This is a genomic window from Antarctobacter sp. (assembly GCF_034670325.1).
Lineage (GTDB): Bacteria > Pseudomonadota > Alphaproteobacteria > Rhodobacterales > Rhodobacteraceae > Antarctobacter.
The window spans coordinates 389,021-406,333 of sequence record NZ_JAXMNR010000003.1 but is presented as its reverse complement, the minus strand read 5'-3'; the positions used below and the strand labels follow the sequence as shown (position 1 = coordinate 406,333).

The 17,313-nt window shown below is 63.5% G+C and carries 20 protein-coding genes; 12 read left to right on the top strand and 8 right to left on the bottom strand.

What is annotated here, in order from left to right:
* Positions 1 to 31: 31 nt before the first annotated feature.
* The gene (locus VOI21_RS09940; RefSeq protein ID WP_323769697.1) at positions 32 to 1,207 is read left to right on the top strand and encodes a MalY/PatB family protein; all 1,176 of its coding nucleotides are present in this window, start codon (positions 32 to 34) and stop codon (positions 1,205 to 1,207) included.
* 110 nt (positions 1,208 to 1,317) lie between these two features.
* On the opposite strand, the gene VOI21_RS09935 is transcribed toward VOI21_RS09940, so the two are convergent.
* The 7 genes from VOI21_RS09935 to VOI21_RS09905 all read right to left on the bottom strand — a co-directional run bounded on the left by VOI21_RS09935 (position 1,318) and on the right by VOI21_RS09905 (position 5,867).
* Positions 1,318 to 1,938, bottom strand: coding sequence for a trimeric intracellular cation channel family protein (locus VOI21_RS09935; RefSeq protein WP_323769696.1), 621 nt, complete (start codon positions 1,936 to 1,938; stop codon positions 1,318 to 1,320).
* A gap of 16 nt (positions 1,939 to 1,954) precedes the next feature.
* A complete protein-coding gene (rnhA, locus tag VOI21_RS09930) occupies positions 1,955 to 2,407 on the bottom strand; it encodes a ribonuclease HI (protein WP_323769831.1) in 453 nt (150 codons plus the stop codon).
* Positions 2,400 to 2,990, bottom strand: a complete 591-nt coding sequence (locus VOI21_RS09925) for a class I SAM-dependent methyltransferase (protein WP_323769695.1) — start codon at positions 2,988 to 2,990, stop codon at positions 2,400 to 2,402. The genes rnhA and VOI21_RS09925 overlap by 8 nt, the downstream gene beginning before the upstream one ends.
* 86 nt (positions 2,991 to 3,076) lie before the next feature.
* The gene (locus VOI21_RS09920; protein ID WP_323769694.1) at positions 3,077 to 3,529 is read right to left on the bottom strand and encodes a DUF3429 domain-containing protein; all 453 of its coding nucleotides are present in this window, start codon (positions 3,527 to 3,529) and stop codon (positions 3,077 to 3,079) included.
* A complete protein-coding gene (locus tag VOI21_RS09915; RefSeq protein WP_323769693.1) occupies positions 3,526 to 4,140 on the bottom strand; it encodes a LysE family translocator in 615 nt (204 codons plus the stop codon). The genes VOI21_RS09920 and VOI21_RS09915 overlap by 4 nt, the downstream gene beginning before the upstream one ends.
* Before the next feature lie 25 nt (positions 4,141 to 4,165).
* Entirely contained in the window at positions 4,166 to 5,122 is a 957-nt protein-coding gene (ispH, locus tag VOI21_RS09910) for a 4-hydroxy-3-methylbut-2-enyl diphosphate reductase (protein ID WP_323769692.1), read from the bottom strand.
* A gap of 169 nt (positions 5,123 to 5,291) precedes the next feature.
* The gene (locus VOI21_RS09905; protein ID WP_323769691.1) at positions 5,292 to 5,867 is read right to left on the bottom strand and encodes an NYN domain-containing protein; all 576 of its coding nucleotides are present in this window, start codon (positions 5,865 to 5,867) and stop codon (positions 5,292 to 5,294) included.
* 136 nt (positions 5,868 to 6,003) lie between these two features.
* On the opposite strand from VOI21_RS09905, the gene folK reads away from it, so the two are divergent.
* From folK to acpS, 8 genes are all read left to right on the top strand, one after another.
* Positions 6,004 to 6,564, top strand: coding sequence for a 2-amino-4-hydroxy-6-hydroxymethyldihydropteridine diphosphokinase (folK, locus tag VOI21_RS09900; RefSeq protein ID WP_323769690.1), 561 nt, complete (start codon positions 6,004 to 6,006; stop codon positions 6,562 to 6,564).
* A gap of 94 nt (positions 6,565 to 6,658) precedes the next feature.
* Positions 6,659 to 7,012: a DNA-directed RNA polymerase subunit omega gene (gene rpoZ, locus VOI21_RS09895; RefSeq protein WP_323769689.1), complete on the top strand. Its 354-nt coding sequence runs from the start codon at positions 6,659 to 6,661 to the stop codon at positions 7,010 to 7,012.
* Between the two features lie 23 nt (positions 7,013 to 7,035).
* A complete protein-coding gene (locus VOI21_RS09890; RefSeq protein ID WP_323769688.1) occupies positions 7,036 to 9,186 on the top strand; it encodes a bifunctional (p)ppGpp synthetase/guanosine-3',5'-bis(diphosphate) 3'-pyrophosphohydrolase in 2,151 nt (716 codons plus the stop codon).
* Between the two features lie 15 nt (positions 9,187 to 9,201).
* Complete coding sequence (locus VOI21_RS09885) at positions 9,202 to 9,843, top strand: DUF2062 domain-containing protein (RefSeq protein ID WP_323769687.1); 642 nt, start codon at positions 9,202 to 9,204, stop codon at positions 9,841 to 9,843.
* Positions 9,844 to 9,984: 141 nt separating this feature from the next.
* Positions 9,985 to 10,737, top strand: a complete 753-nt coding sequence (locus VOI21_RS09880) for a pyridoxine 5'-phosphate synthase (protein ID WP_323769686.1) — start codon at positions 9,985 to 9,987, stop codon at positions 10,735 to 10,737.
* 112 nt (positions 10,738 to 10,849) lie between these two features.
* Positions 10,850 to 11,683, top strand: a complete 834-nt coding sequence (locus VOI21_RS09875; RefSeq protein ID WP_323769685.1) for a 2OG-Fe(II) oxygenase — start codon at positions 10,850 to 10,852, stop codon at positions 11,681 to 11,683.
* 85 nt (positions 11,684 to 11,768) lie between these two features.
* On the top strand, positions 11,769 to 12,230 hold the full coding sequence (locus VOI21_RS09870; RefSeq protein ID WP_323769684.1) for a hypothetical protein: 462 nt from the start codon (positions 11,769 to 11,771) through the stop codon (positions 12,228 to 12,230).
* A 23-nt stretch (positions 12,231 to 12,253) separates the two neighbouring features.
* Positions 12,254 to 12,655: a holo-ACP synthase gene (gene acpS, locus VOI21_RS09865; protein WP_323769683.1), complete on the top strand. Its 402-nt coding sequence runs from the start codon at positions 12,254 to 12,256 to the stop codon at positions 12,653 to 12,655.
* Here acpS and VOI21_RS09860 read toward each other — a convergent pair whose 3' ends face one another.
* The gene (locus VOI21_RS09860; protein ID WP_323769682.1) at positions 12,656 to 15,091 is read right to left on the bottom strand and encodes a right-handed parallel beta-helix repeat-containing protein; all 2,436 of its coding nucleotides are present in this window, start codon (positions 15,089 to 15,091) and stop codon (positions 12,656 to 12,658) included.
* A gap of 142 nt (positions 15,092 to 15,233) precedes the next feature.
* On the opposite strand from VOI21_RS09860, the gene lepB reads away from it, so the two are divergent.
* Genes lepB through rnc form a run of 3 tightly spaced genes read left to right on the top strand, consistent with a single transcriptional unit; the run spans position 15,234 to position 17,312 of the window.
* Positions 15,234 to 16,067 (top strand): signal peptidase I, encoded by an 834-nt coding sequence (gene lepB, locus VOI21_RS09855; RefSeq protein WP_323769681.1) that lies wholly within the window; start codon positions 15,234 to 15,236, stop codon positions 16,065 to 16,067.
* A gap of 10 nt (positions 16,068 to 16,077) precedes the next feature.
* Positions 16,078 to 16,638 (top strand): S26 family signal peptidase, encoded by a 561-nt coding sequence (locus tag VOI21_RS09850; RefSeq protein WP_323769680.1) that lies wholly within the window; start codon positions 16,078 to 16,080, stop codon positions 16,636 to 16,638.
* Positions 16,635 to 17,312, top strand: a complete 678-nt coding sequence (gene rnc, locus VOI21_RS09845; protein ID WP_323769679.1) for a ribonuclease III — start codon at positions 16,635 to 16,637, stop codon at positions 17,310 to 17,312. Before VOI21_RS09850 ends, rnc begins: the two co-directional genes overlap by 4 nt.
* The last annotated feature ends 1 nt before the right edge of the window (position 17,313 follow it).

Here is a 17,313-nt window from a genome sequence, read left to right as displayed (position 1 = left end):
TGCGCGACAAAGAGACTTGAGGGATCAGTGAATGAGCCGATTTGACGAAGAGATCGACCGCGTGGGCACGCATTCGACAAAATGGGACGTGATGGAGTCCTACTATGGCGTCTCGCCCGAGGATGGGTTGGCGATGTGGGTCGCCGACATGGACTTTCGCCCGCCCGCCTGCGTCCCGGCGGCGTTGCAGCGGATGGTGGACCACGGGGTCTTTGGCTATTTCGGTCCGGACACGGCCTATCGTGACGCGATCCGCTGGTGGATGGACACGCGGCACGGCTGGGAGGTGTCGCGTGACTGGATCTTTTCCACACATGGGTTGGTGAACGGGACCGCCTTGTGCCTTCAGGCCTACACCCAGCCCGGCGATGGCGTGGTGTTGTTCACGCCGGTTTACCATGCCTTTGCACGGGTGATCCGCGGCTCTGGGCGCGAGGTGGTGGAATGCCCGCTGGGACTCGTCGACGGGCGCTACGAGATGAATTTCGACGCCTTTGACGCGATGATGACCGGGCGCGAAAAGATGGTGATCCTGTGTTCGCCACATAATCCCGGCGGGCGCATCTGGAGCGCGGATGAGCTGCGCGGGGTGGCGGAATTCGCCAAGCGGCACGATCTGGTGCTGGTGTCAGACGAGATCCACCATGACCTTGTGATGCCGGGGCAGAAACATATCCCGATGGCGACGCTGGATGCGGGCATCGAGGACCGGCTGGTGATGATGTCCGCAACCACCAAGACCTTTAACATGGCGGGCAGCCATATCGGCAATGTGATCATTCCCGACGAGGTCCTGCGCAAGCGGTTTGGTGAGGTCATGGCCGGGCTGGCAATCTCGCCGAATTCCTTTGGCATGGTCACGGCGACGGCGGCCTATTCGCCCGAGGGGGCCACATGGGTCGATGAACTATGCGCCTATCTGGACGGCAACCGGCGTCTGTTCGACGCGGGTATCAACGCGATCCCGGGGCTGCGGTCGATGCCGATGGAGGCCACCTATCTGGCCTGGGTGGATTTTGGCGGCACTGGAATGGCGGTAGAGGAGTTCACCCGCCGGGTCGAGAAAGAGGCCCGGATCGCAGCAAACCACGGCGACACCTTTGGCAGCGGCGGCGAAAGTTTCCTGCGGTTCAACTTTGCCACGCCGCGCGCGCGGGTGGCGCAGGCGGTGGAGCGGTTGCAGGAGGCGTTTTCCGATCTGCAATAAGCGACCGATTGCGGTGATAGATGCGAGGGGCCAGCCCCTCGCGCTCCCCGGGATATTTCCGGACAGAAGAAACCTGCGGGTCGCGTATGACGCGGGAGGGGCGGACCCGGTTAGGAGCGAGGCGGGCGCGGTTTGTAGACCGGCAGGCGCCAGCCCAGCACCATAGACCCGGCGCGCAGGCCGATGGTGACCAACGCCGTCAGCGCGGCGGCCATCGCCGGTGGCGCGCCCAGCCAAATGGCCAGCACCGTGGCCAGTGAGCCGGCCAGTGCGCAGGTCACGTAAAGCTCTCCCTGCTTGAGCACCAGTGGCACCTCGTTGGCGACCACATCGCGCGCCAGCCCCCCGGCGCACCCCGTTGCGATGCCCATGACCATGACCACCGTGGGCGGTTGCCCCAGCCGTTGCGCCAGCCCGGCTCCCGCCGCCACCGCCACGCCCAACGCAAAGGCGTCCAGCCAGAGGATCGCTTTCATCCGGCTTTCCAGCAAGTGGGCAGTGAAGAAGACCAGAACTGCCGCCCCGGTGACGACTCCAAGGTAGGTCTGGTCCGCCACCCAGATCGGCGTGCGGTCCAGCAGAACGTCGCGCAGCGTACCTCCGCCCAGTCCCGTCACCCCGGCAAGAAAGGCAAAGCCCACGATATCCAGCTGCGCGCGGCTGGCCACCAGCGCACCGGTCAGCGCAAAGACCAGCACGGCGGCGTAGTCGAGCAGGACAAGCGGGGTCATGGCGGCTCCTTCGGCGCTATTTCTTGAACGGCGCCATGCCTGCGCGGGCGAGTTCATCGGCGCGTTCGTTTTCCGGGTGACCCGCGTGGCCCTTGACCCATTCCCAGGTGACGTCATGGCGCTTTTGCGCCTCTTCCAGACGTTGCCAGAGATCGACATTCTTGACCGGTTTCTTGGAGGCGGTTTTCCAGCCGTTGCGCTTCCACCCATGAATCCAGCTGGTGACGCCATTCTTGACGTAGGCGCTGTCAGTCACAACGGTAATGTTGGACGCCCGGCTGAGGGATTCCAGCGCGTTGATTGCAGCCAGCAGTTCCATCCGGTTGTTGGTGGTCTGTGCCTCGCCGCCGCTGAGTTCACGTTCCTTGACGATGGTCTCACCGTCCTTGGCACGCAGCAGCGCCCCCCAGCCGCCGGGGCCGGGATTGCCGGAACAGGCACCGTCGGTATAGGCATAAAGGTCAGCGATGGGAGGTCACCGTGATCCAGGGTGCCACGACACCGTCCAGCCCTTTGTCCGCCCCCCGTGTAAAGGGCCCCGGCACCAGGCCTGCCTCATGCAAGAGCTGTGTCAGGCTGGTTTCGGTGTAATAGGTATAGTGGCGGCCAAGGCTGTCGCGCCTTTCGCCCTCGCCCTCCTTTACGCCGATGTGCAGCAACCCGCCGGGGGTCAGCGCACGCGCGATCGCGGCCAGATGGCGGGGCATGTCGGCGCGCGGAGCGTGCAGCAGGCTGAAATTGGCCCAGATGCCGTCATAGGCCGCCGTTGCGTCCAGATCGTCAAACCCTGCCTGTTTCGCGGCCACACCCGGCCGGGTGGCGGCAAGAGCGACCATGGCGGCCGAGGCATCCCATGCCTCGACCTGCAACCCGGCGGCCGCCATATGCGCCGCCGAGAGCCCGGGGCCACAGCCAAGGTCGAGCACAGTCGCGTCTTTTGGCAAGGCGGCGATAAAGGCCTGAAGCGTGGCATCAGGCCGCTCAGACGCGGTGACCTGCGCGTAATCCTCGGCGCGGGTATCGTAGATCCGTATGGTTTCGCGGTCTGTCATGGCCAGTGATGTCGCCTTTTTGCGGGCATATCGCAAGGGCTTGTCGCAGGGATCGGGCGGTTTGAAGGGCACAATCGCCCAATGGATCACGCCAGCGGAATGACGGCAAGGCAGGTCACGACCAGCCCGGTCAAAAGCAGGCGCAGTGGCAGCCACCAGCGCGGGGCAAGGCCCCAGCGCACAAAGGCGGCATCCAGCAACAACAGGGCCAGAAAGCCGATTATGAGGTTCTGCGCGGCGCGCATCTCACCGCCGCCAGTGGTGAAAAAGGCCCAGAGGGCGGGCAGCGTCGACAACGCATAGCCGGTAGCGGCCCGGCTGCCCTCGGCCTTGGTGGCAAAGCCCCAGAGCACGCCGGACATGAAGGACAGGATCACCGCGCCGTAAAACAACTGCACATAGGGCCCGACAAAGCGCGGACCGAAACTGGCCAGCCCCCAGTCGAACACGTCCGGCACAAGGATCGTCAATGCGCCCCATAAAAAGGGCACAACCCCGGCAAGCCCGAGGATCAGGGCGGAACGGGGGATGGCGGTCATGCGCGCTCCAGCGCCAGCCGTCCGGCGAGGGCTGCAAAGATCCCGGCAAAAGAGCGGTTGAGCCAGCGCATCTTGGCCTCGCTGGACAACAGCCAGTCACGGGCCCGCGCGGCAAAGAGGCCGTACAGCACAAAGACCGCAAAGGTCAGCGCCATGAATACCGCACCCAAGGTGATCATCTCTCCCGTGGCGGTGACAGGGTTGCCGGTCAGAAAAGGCGGCAGCAACGCCAGAAAGAAGACCGAGAGCTTGGGGTTGAGGATGTTGATCAGCGCGCCGCGCCGAGCGATCCGCCAAGGCCGGTCTGCCTTGCGGTTGGCCCCGACCGCAAGCGCGCCGCCGGATTTCAGCGTCTGCCACGCGAGGTAGAGCAAATAGGCCACGCCCGCGAATTTCACCACGTTGAACAGCAGCGCCGAGGTGTGCAAGAGCGCCGCCAGACCCAATGTCGCAGCGGCAAGGTGCGGCACGATCCCGATGGTGCAGCCGAACGCGGCGGCGACCGAAGGCCACCGCCCCTGCCCCAACCCGATGGCCAGAGTATAGATCACCCCGGTTCCAGGGGCGATCACGACAACGAGGGCGGTGAGCAGGAATTGCAGCGAAATCATCGGCGGCCTTTCTGCGTAAGGCGGGTCATGCGGGAACGCGCAGCACGCGCGGCACCTTGAATTCCACGTTTTCCTGCGCGGTTTCCACCATTTCAACCGTCACATCGTAATGGGCGCGGAACGCGTCGATCACCTCGTCGATCAGCACCTCTGGGGCCGAGGCCCCCGCCGTGATGCCGACCGATGTGATCCCGTCAAGGGCGCGCCAGTCGATGTCAGTGGCGCGCTGGACAAGTTGCGCATAGGCGCAACCCGCGCGGCGACCGACCTCGACCAGACGTTTGGAGTTTGACGAGTTGGGCGCGCCCACCACCAAGATCGCATCGACGCGGGGCGCGATGGCCTTGACCGCCTCCTGACGGTTGGTGGTGGCGTAGCAGATGTCTTCTTTGTGGGGGCCGACAATGGCGGGAAAGCGCGCCTGAAGCGCCGCGACGATTCCGGCGGTGTCATCCACAGACAGCGTGGTCTGGGTGACAAAGGCCAACCGCTCCGGGTCGCGCACCTCGACCGTCGCGACATCCGCCACCGTCTCGACCAACAGCACCTCGCCCTCGGGCAATTGGCCCATGGTGCCAACGGTCTCGGGGTGGCCCGCGTGGCCGATCATGATCATCTGCAACCCGTTTTCCGAATGGCGGGCTGCCTCGATATGGACCTTGGACACCAGCGGGCAGGTCGCGTCCACATAGATCATTTCGCGCCGGGCCGCCTCTGCCGGAATGGCCTTGGGCACGCCGTGTGCGGAAAAGATCACCGGGCGGTCGTCCGGGCAATCCTCCAGCTCTTCGACAAACACCGCACCCTTGGCGCGCAGATCGTCGACGACGTATTTGTTATGCACGATCTCATGCCGGACGTAGACCGGCGCCCCCCATTTATCGAGCGCCATCTCGACGATCTTGATCGCGCGATCCACGCCCGCACAGAATCCGCGCGGCGCAGCCAGCAGCAGGGTGAGCGGTGGAAGGGTCTGGGACATCAAGGCACCTTTCCTCAACTGTTCTGCGCAGACCTAGTGGCCGTGCGGCGCGAGGTAAAGGGTGCAGCGCCTCTGCCAGAGGCGAAGGTGACGGTTGGTGCCCGACCCGAGTGAAGGCCGGGCCACCAACCGCAGGCCGCGCCCGTCACGGAGACGGGCGCGGTCCGGTTCACTTGCCAGAAGCGGCAACTTCGAAGTTGCGCTCGACATGTGTGTCGCGCGGCGGGCGACCGATGACTTCACGCAGCTCGTCGAGTTCGATGAAGTTGTCGGCCTGACGGCGCAGTTCGTCCGCGATCATCGGCGGTTGCGACCTGATGGTCGAAACCACCGAGACACGCACGCCCTGACGTTGCAGGCTTTCCACCAGCGGGCGGAAGTCACCGTCACCGGAGAACAGCACGATATGGTCCACACGGGGCGCCAGTTCCATGGCATCGACAGTCAGTTCGATATCCATGTTACCCTTGACCTTGCGGCGGCCCTGGCTGTCGGTGTATTCCTTCGCGGGCTTTGTCACCATGGTGAAGCCGTTGTAGTGCAGCCAGTCCACCAGCGGGCGGATCGGCGAATACTCGTCATTTTCCAGAAGCGCTGTGTAATAGAAGGCCCGAACCATCTTGCCACGACGCGCAAACTCCTGCCGAAGCAGCTTGTAGTCGATATCGAAACCGAGAGCTTTTGCAGCGGCATAGAGATTGGAACCGTCTATGAACAGCGCAAGCCGTTCGTCCTTGTAGAACATAAAATTTCCTTTCGTCCAATCGGCTCGCCTGATCCGTGAGTGTGAGTGTGGCGGCGAGCGCGTCGAAGTAGATTATGTTTTTTTCTGCGCTCTGCAAGGCGCAGGGAAGTCTCAAAAGAATAGTACGTTGGGTCAAATGGTACAAGAATTCCTTATCGCTCTGGGCTCCAACCTTGGATCAGAGGCGGGTGGGCGCGGAGAAACGCTTGGCGCCGCTGTGGCCGCCATGGCCGCTGCCGGGCTGCATCTGCGCCGCCTGAGCCGTTTTTACGCAACCCCTTGCTTTCCGGCGGGCGCGGGACCGGACTATGTCAATGCCTGCGCCGCGGTCACTGGGCCGGACAGCCCCGAGGCGCTGCTGAAAATCCTGCACGCGATAGAGGCGGATTTCGGCCGAGAACGGGCACAGCGCTGGGCCAGCCGGTCGCTCGACCTTGATCTGTTGGCGGCGGATAGGGCCGTGCGCCCGGACGTCGACATGCAAACCCGGTGGCGGACGCTGCCTACGGAGGCACAGGGCCGCGAGGCACCGGAGTGCCTGATCCTGCCACATCCCCGGATGCAGGACCGGGTTTTCGTGCTGGTGCCGCTGGCCGATATCGCGGCGGATTGGCGTCACCCGCTGACCGGCGAAACCGTCGCACAAATGCTGGCCGCCCTGCCCCGGCAGGATCGCGCCGAGGCACGACCAATTTGACCTGTGACGACCGGGCTATTGCCCTTGTCAATCCTCGGGTCGCGCGGTATGTCAAGTCTTTCTGAGGCCCTCAAGACAGAAAACGGAGCACTCTATGGCCCGCGTGACGGTAGAAGATTGCGTTGACAAAGTCCCGAACCGGTTCGAGCTGGTGATGCTGGCCGCACATCGTGCGCGCGAGGTTGCATCCGGTGCGGCGATCACGGTGGACCGCGACAACGACAAGAACCCGGTTGTCGCCCTGCGCGAAATCGCAGAAGAGACCCAGTCTGCCGACGAACTCCGCGAACGCCTGATCGAGTCGAACCAGACCCAGATCGAGGTGGACGAGCCTGAAGAGGACGCCATGGCGCTGCTCATGGGCACCGAGGCGGACAAGCCGCAAGAGGACGACATGTCCGAAGAAAAACTGCTGCGCGCGCTCATGGAGGCGCAGGGCCAGGGCTGATACCGGTTCGGCGGTGAGGTGACATGATCTCTGCTGAAGACCTCGTTGACCTCGTTCGCAACTACAACCCGAAGACCAACGCAAAGTTGATCCTCGCGGCCTATGAGTATGGCCTCGAGATGCATGAGGGCCAGACCCGCAAGTCGGGAGAGCCCTATTTCAGCCATCCGGTTGCGGTGGCGGCGATCCTGACCGAGCAACAGCTTGACGACGCCACCATCGTGACCGCACTGCTGCATGACACCATCGAAGACACCCGATCGACCTACGCCGAGGTCAAACAGAGATTCGGGCGCGAGGTGGCCGACCTTGTCGATGGCGTCACCAAGCTGACCAACCTCCAGCTTTCCAGCTCTGAAACCAAGCAGGCCGAAAATTTTCGCAAGCTGTTCATGGCGATGTCCAAGGACCTGCGGGTGATCCTCGTCAAGCTGGCCGACCGGCTGCACAACATGCGCACGATCCGCGCCATGAAGCCTGAAAAGCAGGTGCAGAAGGCGCGCGAGACGATGGATATCTTCGCCCCGCTGGCGGGCCGCATGGGCATGCAGTGGATGCGCGAGGAACTGGAGGATCACGCCTTTCGCGTGCTCAACCCCAAGGGCCGCGACAGCATCATCCGCCGCTTCATCACCCTGCAAAGGGAAACCGGCGACGTGGTGCAGCGGATCACCTCTGACATGCGTCACGAACTGGAAAAGGCCGGGGTCGAGGCCGAGGTCTTTGGCCGCGCGAAAAAGCCCTATTCGATCTGGCGCAAGATGCAGGAAAAGAAGATCGGCTTTTCCCGGCTGTCGGACATCTACGGGTTCCGCGTGATCACACGGTCCGAAAAGGACTGCTATGGCGCGTTGGGGGCGATCCACCAGCGCTGGCGCGCGGTGCCGGGGCGGTTCAAGGATTACATCAGCCAACCCAAGACCAACGGCTATCGCTCGATCCACACCACCGTGTCAGGCCGCGATGGCAAACGGGTCGAGGTGCAGATCCGCACCCGCGAAATGCACGAGGTCGCCGAAACCGGCGTGGCCGCGCACTGGTCCTATCGCGACGGGGTGCGGGCCGAAAACCGCTTTGCCGTGGACCCGGCCAAGTGGATCACCTCGGTCACCGAACAGCTGGATTCCGAAGAGGATCACGACGCCTTCATGGAGGCGGTCAAGCTGGAGATGTATTCCGACAAGGTGTTCTGCTTTACCCCGCAGGGCGACGTGGTCAAATTGCCGCGCGGGGCGACGCCGATCGACTACGCCTATGCGATCCACACGCGGATCGGGTCGAAATGCGTGGGGGCCAAGGTCGATGGCATCCGGGTGCCGCTGTGGACGCGGCTGAAGAACGGCCAGTCGGTCGAGATCATCATCGCCGAAGGGCAGGCCCCGCAGGCGACATGGCTGGACATGGCGACGACCGGAAAGGCCAAGGCCTCGATCCGGCGCGCCCTGCGCGAAGCCAACAAGGAACGCTATGCCAAGCTGGGCCATGAATTGGCCCGCGCGGCGTTTGAGGCGCGCGGCAAGAAAGCCACCGACAAGGTGCTGGAAAAGGCCGCGGCGACCCTGCGGCTGGAAGACACCGAAACGCTGCTGGCCCGGCTGGGCAGCGCCGAACTGACGTCCTCTGAGGTGGTGGAGGCGGTCTATCCCAACCTTGCCATCCGCGACGGCGGTGAGATCGAACTCAAGAAAGCGGTTGTCGGGCTGGAACACGGGCAAGGGTTTGAACGCGCCCGCTGCTGCCAGCCACTGCCCGGCGAACGGATTGTCGGCCTTGCCCATCGTGGCCGGGGGGTGGCGGTCCATGCCATCGACTGCGCCGCTCTGGCCAACCACGAGGACAAGCCTGACCGCTGGCTGGACCTGCATTGGGCCGAGGGCAAGCACCCGGCGGTCTATACCGTGTCGCTGGATCTGACGATTGGCAACGATGCCGGGGTCCTGGGACGCATTTGCACATTGATTGGCGAGACACGGGCCAATATCTCTGATTTGAACTTCATAGACCGTAAACCGGATTATTACCGTTTGATGATGGATGTAGACCTCAGAGATGCGGAACACCTGCACTCCCTGATTTCCAACCTTGAGGCGGAGAGCAATGTCGCCTCGGTCGAAAGGCGGCGTGATCCGGCACTGGAGACGGTTCCGGGGGCAGCCTCCGAAGCGGCAGAGTAGGCAGAAAGGCACAGTTTGGTCTTCAAGCGACGCGACAGACGGCCAGTGGGCCGGATCGTGCTCGAAGCGCTCTGGCCGCGTGGCGGCTGGGGCCGGGCTGCGCGTTATGTGCAACTGCGCCTGAACCGTCTTCCCGATCCGCCCGAACGAATCGCGCGCGGGATCTTCGCCGGGGTGTTCACCACCTTCACCCCATTCTACGGCTTTCACTTTGTGTTTGCGGCGATGTTGGCCTGGATCATGCGGGGCAATATTCTGGCCGCGATCCTGTCGACCTTCTTTGGCAACCCGCTGACCTACGTGCCCATCGGCGTTGTTGCGATGAAGACCGGCTATTCCTTGCTTGGGCTGAAGGCAGGCGCCGATCATGGCAGTATCGGCAAGAAATTCGTCAAGGCCGGTGAAGACCTGTGGGACAATCTGCTTGCCCTCTTTACCCCGGACAAGGCCGATTGGAGCCACTTGAGCATCTTCTACGATGAGGTGTTTTTTCCTTACATGATCGGCGGAATCATTCCCGGCATCGTGGCGGGCACAATCGCCTATTACGTGTCCCTGCCGCTGATCACCGCCTTCCAGAACCGGCGCAAAGGCGCGATCAAGGCCAAGCTGGCCGAATTGAAAAAGAAAAAGAAGCTGGGCAAGCAGGCGGATTAGGGGGCGCTGCCCCCGTCTCCCTTCGGTCGCCCCCCGGGATATTTTTGGACAGAAGAAGCCGGGGCGGCGCGCGGAATTCGCACTTTCCTTTCCGGGGCCTGCGATCTAGCTTTTGATCAAATTTTTGAGCGGGAGAACGCCATGAACCCCAATGCCGGAAACCTGCGCCTTGGCGTCAACATCGACCATGTCGCCACGGTGCGCAACGCGCGCGGCAGCGCCTATCCCGATCCGGTGCGCGCGGCGAAATTGGCCGAGGAGGCCGGTGCCGATGGCATCACAGCACACCTGCGCGAGGATCGCCGCCATATCTCGGACGCGGATATCGATGCGTTGATGGATCATCTGACGGTGCCGCTGAACTTTGAGATGGCGGCGACGGCGGAGATGCAGGCCATCGCGCTGCGGCACAAGCCGCACGCGGTCTGCATCGTGCCGGAAAAGCGTGAGGAGCGGACCACCGAAGGCGGGCTGGAGGTCGCGCGCGAGGAAAACAAGCTGGCGCATTTCATCGCGCCCCTGCGCGAAGCGGGATGCCGGGTGTCGATCTTTATCGCCGCCGACCGCCGCCAGATCGAGGCGGCGCACCGGATCGGCGCGCAGGTGATCGAATTGCATACCGGGGCCTATTGCGATTTCCACGCCGAGGGCCGATTTGACGAACGCGACGCCGAGCTGGAGCGGATGCGCGACATGGCTGCGTTTGCCCATTCACTGGGACTGGAGGTTCATGCCGGTCACGGACTGACCTATGAGACTGTCAAACCGGTCGCCGCCTTTCCCGAGGTGATGGAGCTGAACATCGGGCACTTCCTGATCGGCGAGGCGATCTTTCTGGGCCTTGGCCCGGCAATAGCCGAGATGCGGCGGCTGATGGATGAGGCGCGCGGCTGAAGGGAGCGGTTACCGCGCAGGGCGCGCCAAATTCCATACGTTTGTTACCATTTTCTTGCCGCAAACGGGCAGTATGAAGGCGCAAACGCGCCTGTCAGCAGAGGGTCTTCTCATGCCAGTTATCCCGATGGATCCCGTAACGCTTGCCATCGACGCCGGGGCTGCCAAGGCCGCTGGCGCGCAGGTAGGCGCGGAGTATCAAAGCCGCCGGCCTTATCCCTATGGCTGTTTCGACGACTTCCTGCCCGAAGAGGTGCTGGAGCACGTTTTGCAAGAGATCCGCACCTTGCCAGAAGCGGAGACCATGTTCGACCGCCCGCAGGAAAAGCTGAAGTCCAGCTACCTGCCCGAGCGCCTGCCGCCCTACACCCGCAATCTGTTCTACGTTCTGAACTCGCGCCCCTTTGTGCGGTTCCTCGAAGAGATGACCGGCATCAACGGGCTGATCCCCGATCCCTATTTCGCCGGTGGCGGCGTGCATGTGGTGGCCAATGGCGGACATCTGGATATCCACGCGGACTTCAACCACAACGCCAAGCTGAACCTTGAACGTCGCCTTAACATCCTGATCTACCTGAACAAGGATTGGAAAAAGGAATACGGCGGTTCGTTCGAGATCTGGAACACCGACATGACCAAGCAGGTCGACAGCTTTGTGCCTGTCTTCAACCGGATGTGCTGTTTCAACACCGGGTCTGACACATGGCACGGCAACCCGGAGACGGTGAACCACCCGGATGGAGAGCCGCGCATGTCGCTGGCGCTGTATTACTACACCGCCACATGGGACTATACGCGCAAGTCGCACACCACCCTGTTCAAGCCACGCCCCGGCACGCAGGACCAGATTGACCGGCAGGTCAAACGCGCCGACAGGTTGCAGGAAATCCTGCCGCCGGTGATCTTCCGCAAGGTGATCGGGCGGCTGCAACGGTTGGGGTTCTAGGCCGGGTCGGGAAAACCCGTCCTCGCTTTGCCACACGGATCGGCCTAGGGTTTCACGGACCCCCAGACAACCCCGGTGATCCGCCATGCCCCGTTTCCTGACCGCCCTGCCCCTTGCCCTGCTACCCGCTCTGGCCGCCGCGCAGGAAGACCCCGTTGTCACCGTCAGCGACTGCGACTGGCAGGCCAGCGCGTGGAACCTTGCCGAACCGTGGGAAGAAAACAGCCGCACCTTTTCCAATGGAAAGACACGGCTGGCAGTGCTGGACACCATCGAACCGGCCGCCGCATGGGCGCATATCCTTGTTCTGTCGCCGCCCTATTCCGAGATTGGCGACCGTCAGTGCAAGACCATCGGCTATGGTGGCATGGGGTTCGGCGGCATTCGCTTCAATGAGCTGACCTCCAGCTATGATCCCGCCACCGGGCTGCGTTTCTCCGTGCCGGTGCAGGCCTACAATGCGGCGACTGCCGATTTCGACTGGTATTCGCTGCGGTTCACGCTCAATCAGGCGACGGGCGATATCACCACCGCCCTGACGCAGTGATCCCCGGATAGAGACCCCTCCCTATGATCCTTGGCATTGGCACCGATCTGGCCAACATCGACCGCATCGCCGGCACGCTGGAGCGGTTCGGCGACCGGTTCCGCAACCGCGTTTTCACCGAGGTGGAACAGCGCAAGGCCGAACGCCGCCGCGATGTGGCGGGCACCTATGCCAAACGCTGGGCCGCGAAAGAAGCCTGTTCCAAGGCGCTGGGAACCGGTCTGCGCATGGGCATCGCGTGGAAGGACATGGCCGTCAGCAACCTGCGCACCGGCCAGCCGGTGATGGAGGTGACGGGCTGGGCAAAGGAACGGCTGGACGCCATGACGCCCGAGGGGCACGAGGCGATCATCCACGTCACCCTGACCGACGATCACCCCTGGGCGCAGGCCTTTGTGGTGATCGAGGCGCGGTTGAAGGCGTGACTATTCCTTGTTGTCGCGGCGGATGACCTTGCCCGCGTCGCGCCCGATGCTAAAGGCGCCTGCCTTGTTGCCGCGCAGATCATTGGCGATGATCGTGCCTTTGCCGCCCTTGTTGACGAATACGGCAATCGTGGGACTGGGGCCGATCACGTTGTTGCGCAGCACAGGGTCACCCTCAAGGGTGACGCTGACCTGGGCATTTTTGTTGCCGTAGATTTTGTTGCGCTCCAGCGTGCCCCTTCCCTTGAAAGCAACGAAGACACCGATCGACTTGCCATCGTGGATGACGTTGTCGCGCAGCACAGGATTGGCGCGATTAAAGATGCCAACAATGGGAGCTCCCTTCGAGGGACCTCCCGAAGAGGTAAGGTCACAGTGCTCCAAAAGTGCCGAACCGGCCCCGAATCTGACGGCATATGAACTCTCGCCCAATTGGCGCAGGCTCAGGTTGGCGATCCGGCCCTTCGGCGCAACCCATTCGATGACGTCGGCACTCTTCGCTTGCCAGATGATCTTGTCCCGGTCGCCGACCCCGACGATTTCAAGCTCTTTGCCAACCCGAACTCCGCCATTGTAGGTTCCGGGGAAGATTTCGATCCTTGTGCCCGGCTTTGCCGCCTTCACCGCCTCGGCGATGGTGCGAAAATCACCGCTGCCGTCCTGCTTGACACTCAAGGTCGGAACAGCGGCAACCGCCGCGCGCGCCTTTTTCGCCGCATCCGTTCCCGGGTAACGCTCCTGCACCATCGACAGTGCCCGCCGCTGCATGTCCGGATCAAACATGGCAAGGGCACGCGCCAGCGCGGCGCGCGCATTGGCCTTGGTCGCGCCATTCACCACTGCCGTTCCCGAGGTCGTCAGTTTTGCGACCGCCGCCCGCGCCCTTTTCGCAGCATTCGTTCCCGGGTAACGCTCCTGCACCATCGACAGCGCCCGCCGCTGCATGTCCGGATCAGACATGGCAAGGGCACGCCCCAGCGCGGCAGTAGCACTTTTCTCCGTATCACTGGCGCGCGCCGTCGGTTGCTTGGGTACGGCGACCGGTCTGGCAACCGTTTTTGCCACAGGTTTGGTCGCCACCGCCATTTTAGCCAGCATCGCTTCGGCGCTCTTGGCCGCCGACGTCCCGGAGAAATCCTTCAGGATGGCTTCAAGCAGGGGCCGCTGCGCGGCATCGTCCGGCGCGCGCAATGCCGCCAACAGTGATGCCATCGCCTGATCGTCACGCGATGGGCCCTTGGGTTGCAGGAACACCAGCATACGCTGCGCCCGGTCCGCCGCCCTTGTCTGCACAAAGTCGCGCGCAACCTGTTCCAGCGCCGTTTTTTGCTGCCTCGGGTCGGACAGCCGTTCAGCCGCGTCGAGCGCGGCATTGGCCCGGTCCTCGTGCAGGTCTGCCCGCTCTCGCGCCGCAAGCGTCGCCCCCCGTGTGCCCGCGTGGTCCCGTTCCACCTGCGCCAGAGCGGCGGCCCGCCCGTCCAGCGCACGGATCAGCAGCGCGGCGGTCAGCGCCAACCGGGCCTCTGCCTCGGGATCGACCTTGGGTTCCGGGCTACGCACCTCCTCAAAGCCCAAACCCAGCGCCGCCTCGACCGCCGCAATCTTGTGCCCGCCGTTGTGACCGCCGCGCGCCGTCAGCCCGCCCCGGTTGTGCAGGCCCACAACCGCCAGCGTCCGCGCGTCCAGCAACAGCGCACCAGAGGACCCACCGCCGGTTTCACAACTGTGGCGCAGTTCTGCCGCCTCTGGCGGCAATTCATCCTGCGTCGGGTGAATCTGACAGGTCCCGGCTGAAAACCGCTGCGGCTGGCGCAAAGGATGGTGGATCATGGTCAGCGCGCGGCGCGGCGTGGCGCGGGTTTCCATCAGCATGGGGATATGGCCGCCCAAACGTTCGTTGGCATCCGCCCCGACGATCTGCAACACCAGCGCATCGGTACCCTCGTCCTGCGCCAGTTCGCGGTTGGCGACCAGAAAGGTCTGCACATTGTCGGTGAAATCCTCCGAGACGTAGCCAAAGTTCGCCCGCGCCTCCTGCACAAAGGTGAACCCCGCCTTCACCAGCGCCGGTTCGTAGAAACAGTGGCGGTTTGCCAACAGCCGGTTTCCCGGCAACAGCGCGGCGGTGCAGGTGGTGACATAGGGGCTGGGGATTTCCTGACTGCCGCCGCCGATGCGGATTGTGCGGGGCTTGCCGTCCGGGGTCACAAGGCAGATATCCAGCCGCGCGATGAACCGCCCGATCTCTTGCACGTCATCCGGGGCCTGACGGATCGGACGCCAGAAGCCCCCCAGATCCTGCGCCCCGTCGATCAGCGATTGCAGGGCGCTGCTTTCGTTGTTCACCTCAAAACCAAAGTCGCACTGGGTAAAGGCCTTCAGCGGTGCGCCGAACAGGGCAAGCAGCCCGGAGAACAACATAATTTTGCGAATCATCTTGCCCCCTCCCCGGGGTCTTTTGAATGGTCGTTACGGTAGTGGCTCCGGCGCGCCCCGGTCAATCACCGGGCCTGCCGCCTTGACACGCCCTGCCCTGCCGCTCATGAAACGCCGGAACGACAGGCAAGGGGCTCGCCATATGGCAACCGAAGAGAAAAAAGGCGGTCTCTGGGAGACCATCAAGACGATTGTCTACGCGCTGCTGATCGCGGGCGTCTTTCGGACCGTCCTGTTTCAGCCGTTCTGGATCCCGTCAGGGTCTATGAAGGACACGCTGCTGATCGGCGATTTCCTCTTCGTCAACAAGATGGCCTATGGCTATTCCTACGCCTCTTGCCCCTCTGTCAAAATCCCGCGCTTTGGCATCAACATCGACGCGCAGGATCTGTGCGGCTGGGCCGACGGCGATAACAAACGCCTGTTTGGCGGCGACCCGCAACGCGGCGATGTGGTGGTGTTTCGCCATCCGGTGTCGGGCCAAGATTTCATCAAGCGGCTGATCGGCCTGCCGGGCGAACGCATTCAGATGCGCAACGGCGTGCTGCACATCAACGGTGAGCCGGTCGAGGTCACACCGGACGGCACGTTTGAGGAACTGGCCGCCCCGCAGGGACCGCATCGCCTGCGCCCGCGTTGTGCCAATGGCACCGTTGGGGACGGCGCTGCCTGCATCAAGGAAAAGCTCATCGAGACGCTGCCCGGCGGGGTCAGCCACTCGATCCTGAACATTTCCATGCAAGGCTCGGACAATACGCCGGTCTACACGGTGCCCGAAGGTCATTACTTCTTTATGGGAGACAACCGGGACAACTCTTCCGACAGCCGTGTTCCCAACATCGCCAATGGCGTGGGCTTTGTCCCTTACGAGAACCTGATTGGCCGCGCCGACCGGGTGTTGTTCTCGTCCGCAGGCCGGTCGATGCTGTATTTCTGGACATGGCGCAGCGACCGCTACTTTGAAAAGATCGACTGAGCCGGATGCCATGGGATTTTTCCGCGCGGCGCTGAACTGGCATGGCCTGACCGGGCGCGGTCGGTTTGCGCTGTCGGTGATCCCGGTTGCGGTTCTGTTGGCGGCACAGACACAGGTGCCGACCCTCAGCAATGCTGGGGCCGTCATCGCCTTGTTGTTGGCGCTGGCGTTCCTTCTGTTCTGGGGCTACGCCCGGCGACGGTTGCGCGCCCCCGACTGGACCGAACCCTACCGCGCCACCGCCATCGGCACCCGTCCGCGCCGTATCACCCCCGTGGTCGAGGGCGACACCTGCGTGAAACAGGCCGCGACCGAAACGCTCCCCGGCGGTCCGTCCTATACCGTGCTCGAGGTCGGCCCAATGGCCACCGATTTCACCGCCGCCGTGACCATCCCCGATGGCTTTGTCTTTGTCCTTGGCGACAACCGCGACAACTCACTCGACAGCCGGATCGCGCAAGCAGCGGGTGGCGTCGGCCTTGTCGCCTTGGCGGCGGTTGCGGGACGGGTCCGTCTGGTGCTCTATTCACAAGAAGGGCGCGAGGGCCGCGTCCTGAGGATTGTCGAATGAAGGTTTCCGCAGAACTGACCGCCTTGCAGGACTCGCTTGGCTATCGTTTCACCGATCCGGCGCTGCTGCGCAGGGCCGTGACCCATGCCTCACGCTCTGGACCGGGGCGCGAGGACAACCAGCGGCTAGAGTTCCTTGGCGACCGGGTGCTGGGTCTGGTCATGGCGGAGGCGCTGCTCAAGAACGACCGCGCCGCCTCTGAAGGCCAGCTTGCGCCGCGCTTTAACGCGCTGGTGCGCAAAGAGACCTGCGCCGATGTCGCGCGTGAGATCGGGCTGGGTGACGCGCTGAAACTGGGCCGCTCGGAACAGCTGTCCGGTGGACGGCGCAAGCTGGCGCTGTTGGGCGACGCGATGGAGGCGGTGATCGCTGCCGTCTACGTCGATGCGGGTTTTGACGTGGCCCGCGCATTGATCCTGCGGCTCTGGGGCGCACGCATCGACGGCGTCGAAGAGGACGCCAAGGACGCCAAGACCAGCTTGCAGGAATGGGCACAGGCGCGCGGGCTGCCGCCCCCCGCCTATGTCGAAACCTCTCGGACCGGGCCGGACCACGCGCCGGTCTTTGTCATCGAGGCGCGGCTGCCCTCTGGCGAGACCGCAGAGGCCACCGCCGGGTCCAAACGGCAGGCCGAGCAGATGGCGGCCAAGGCGTTGCTGGACCAATTGGGATGAT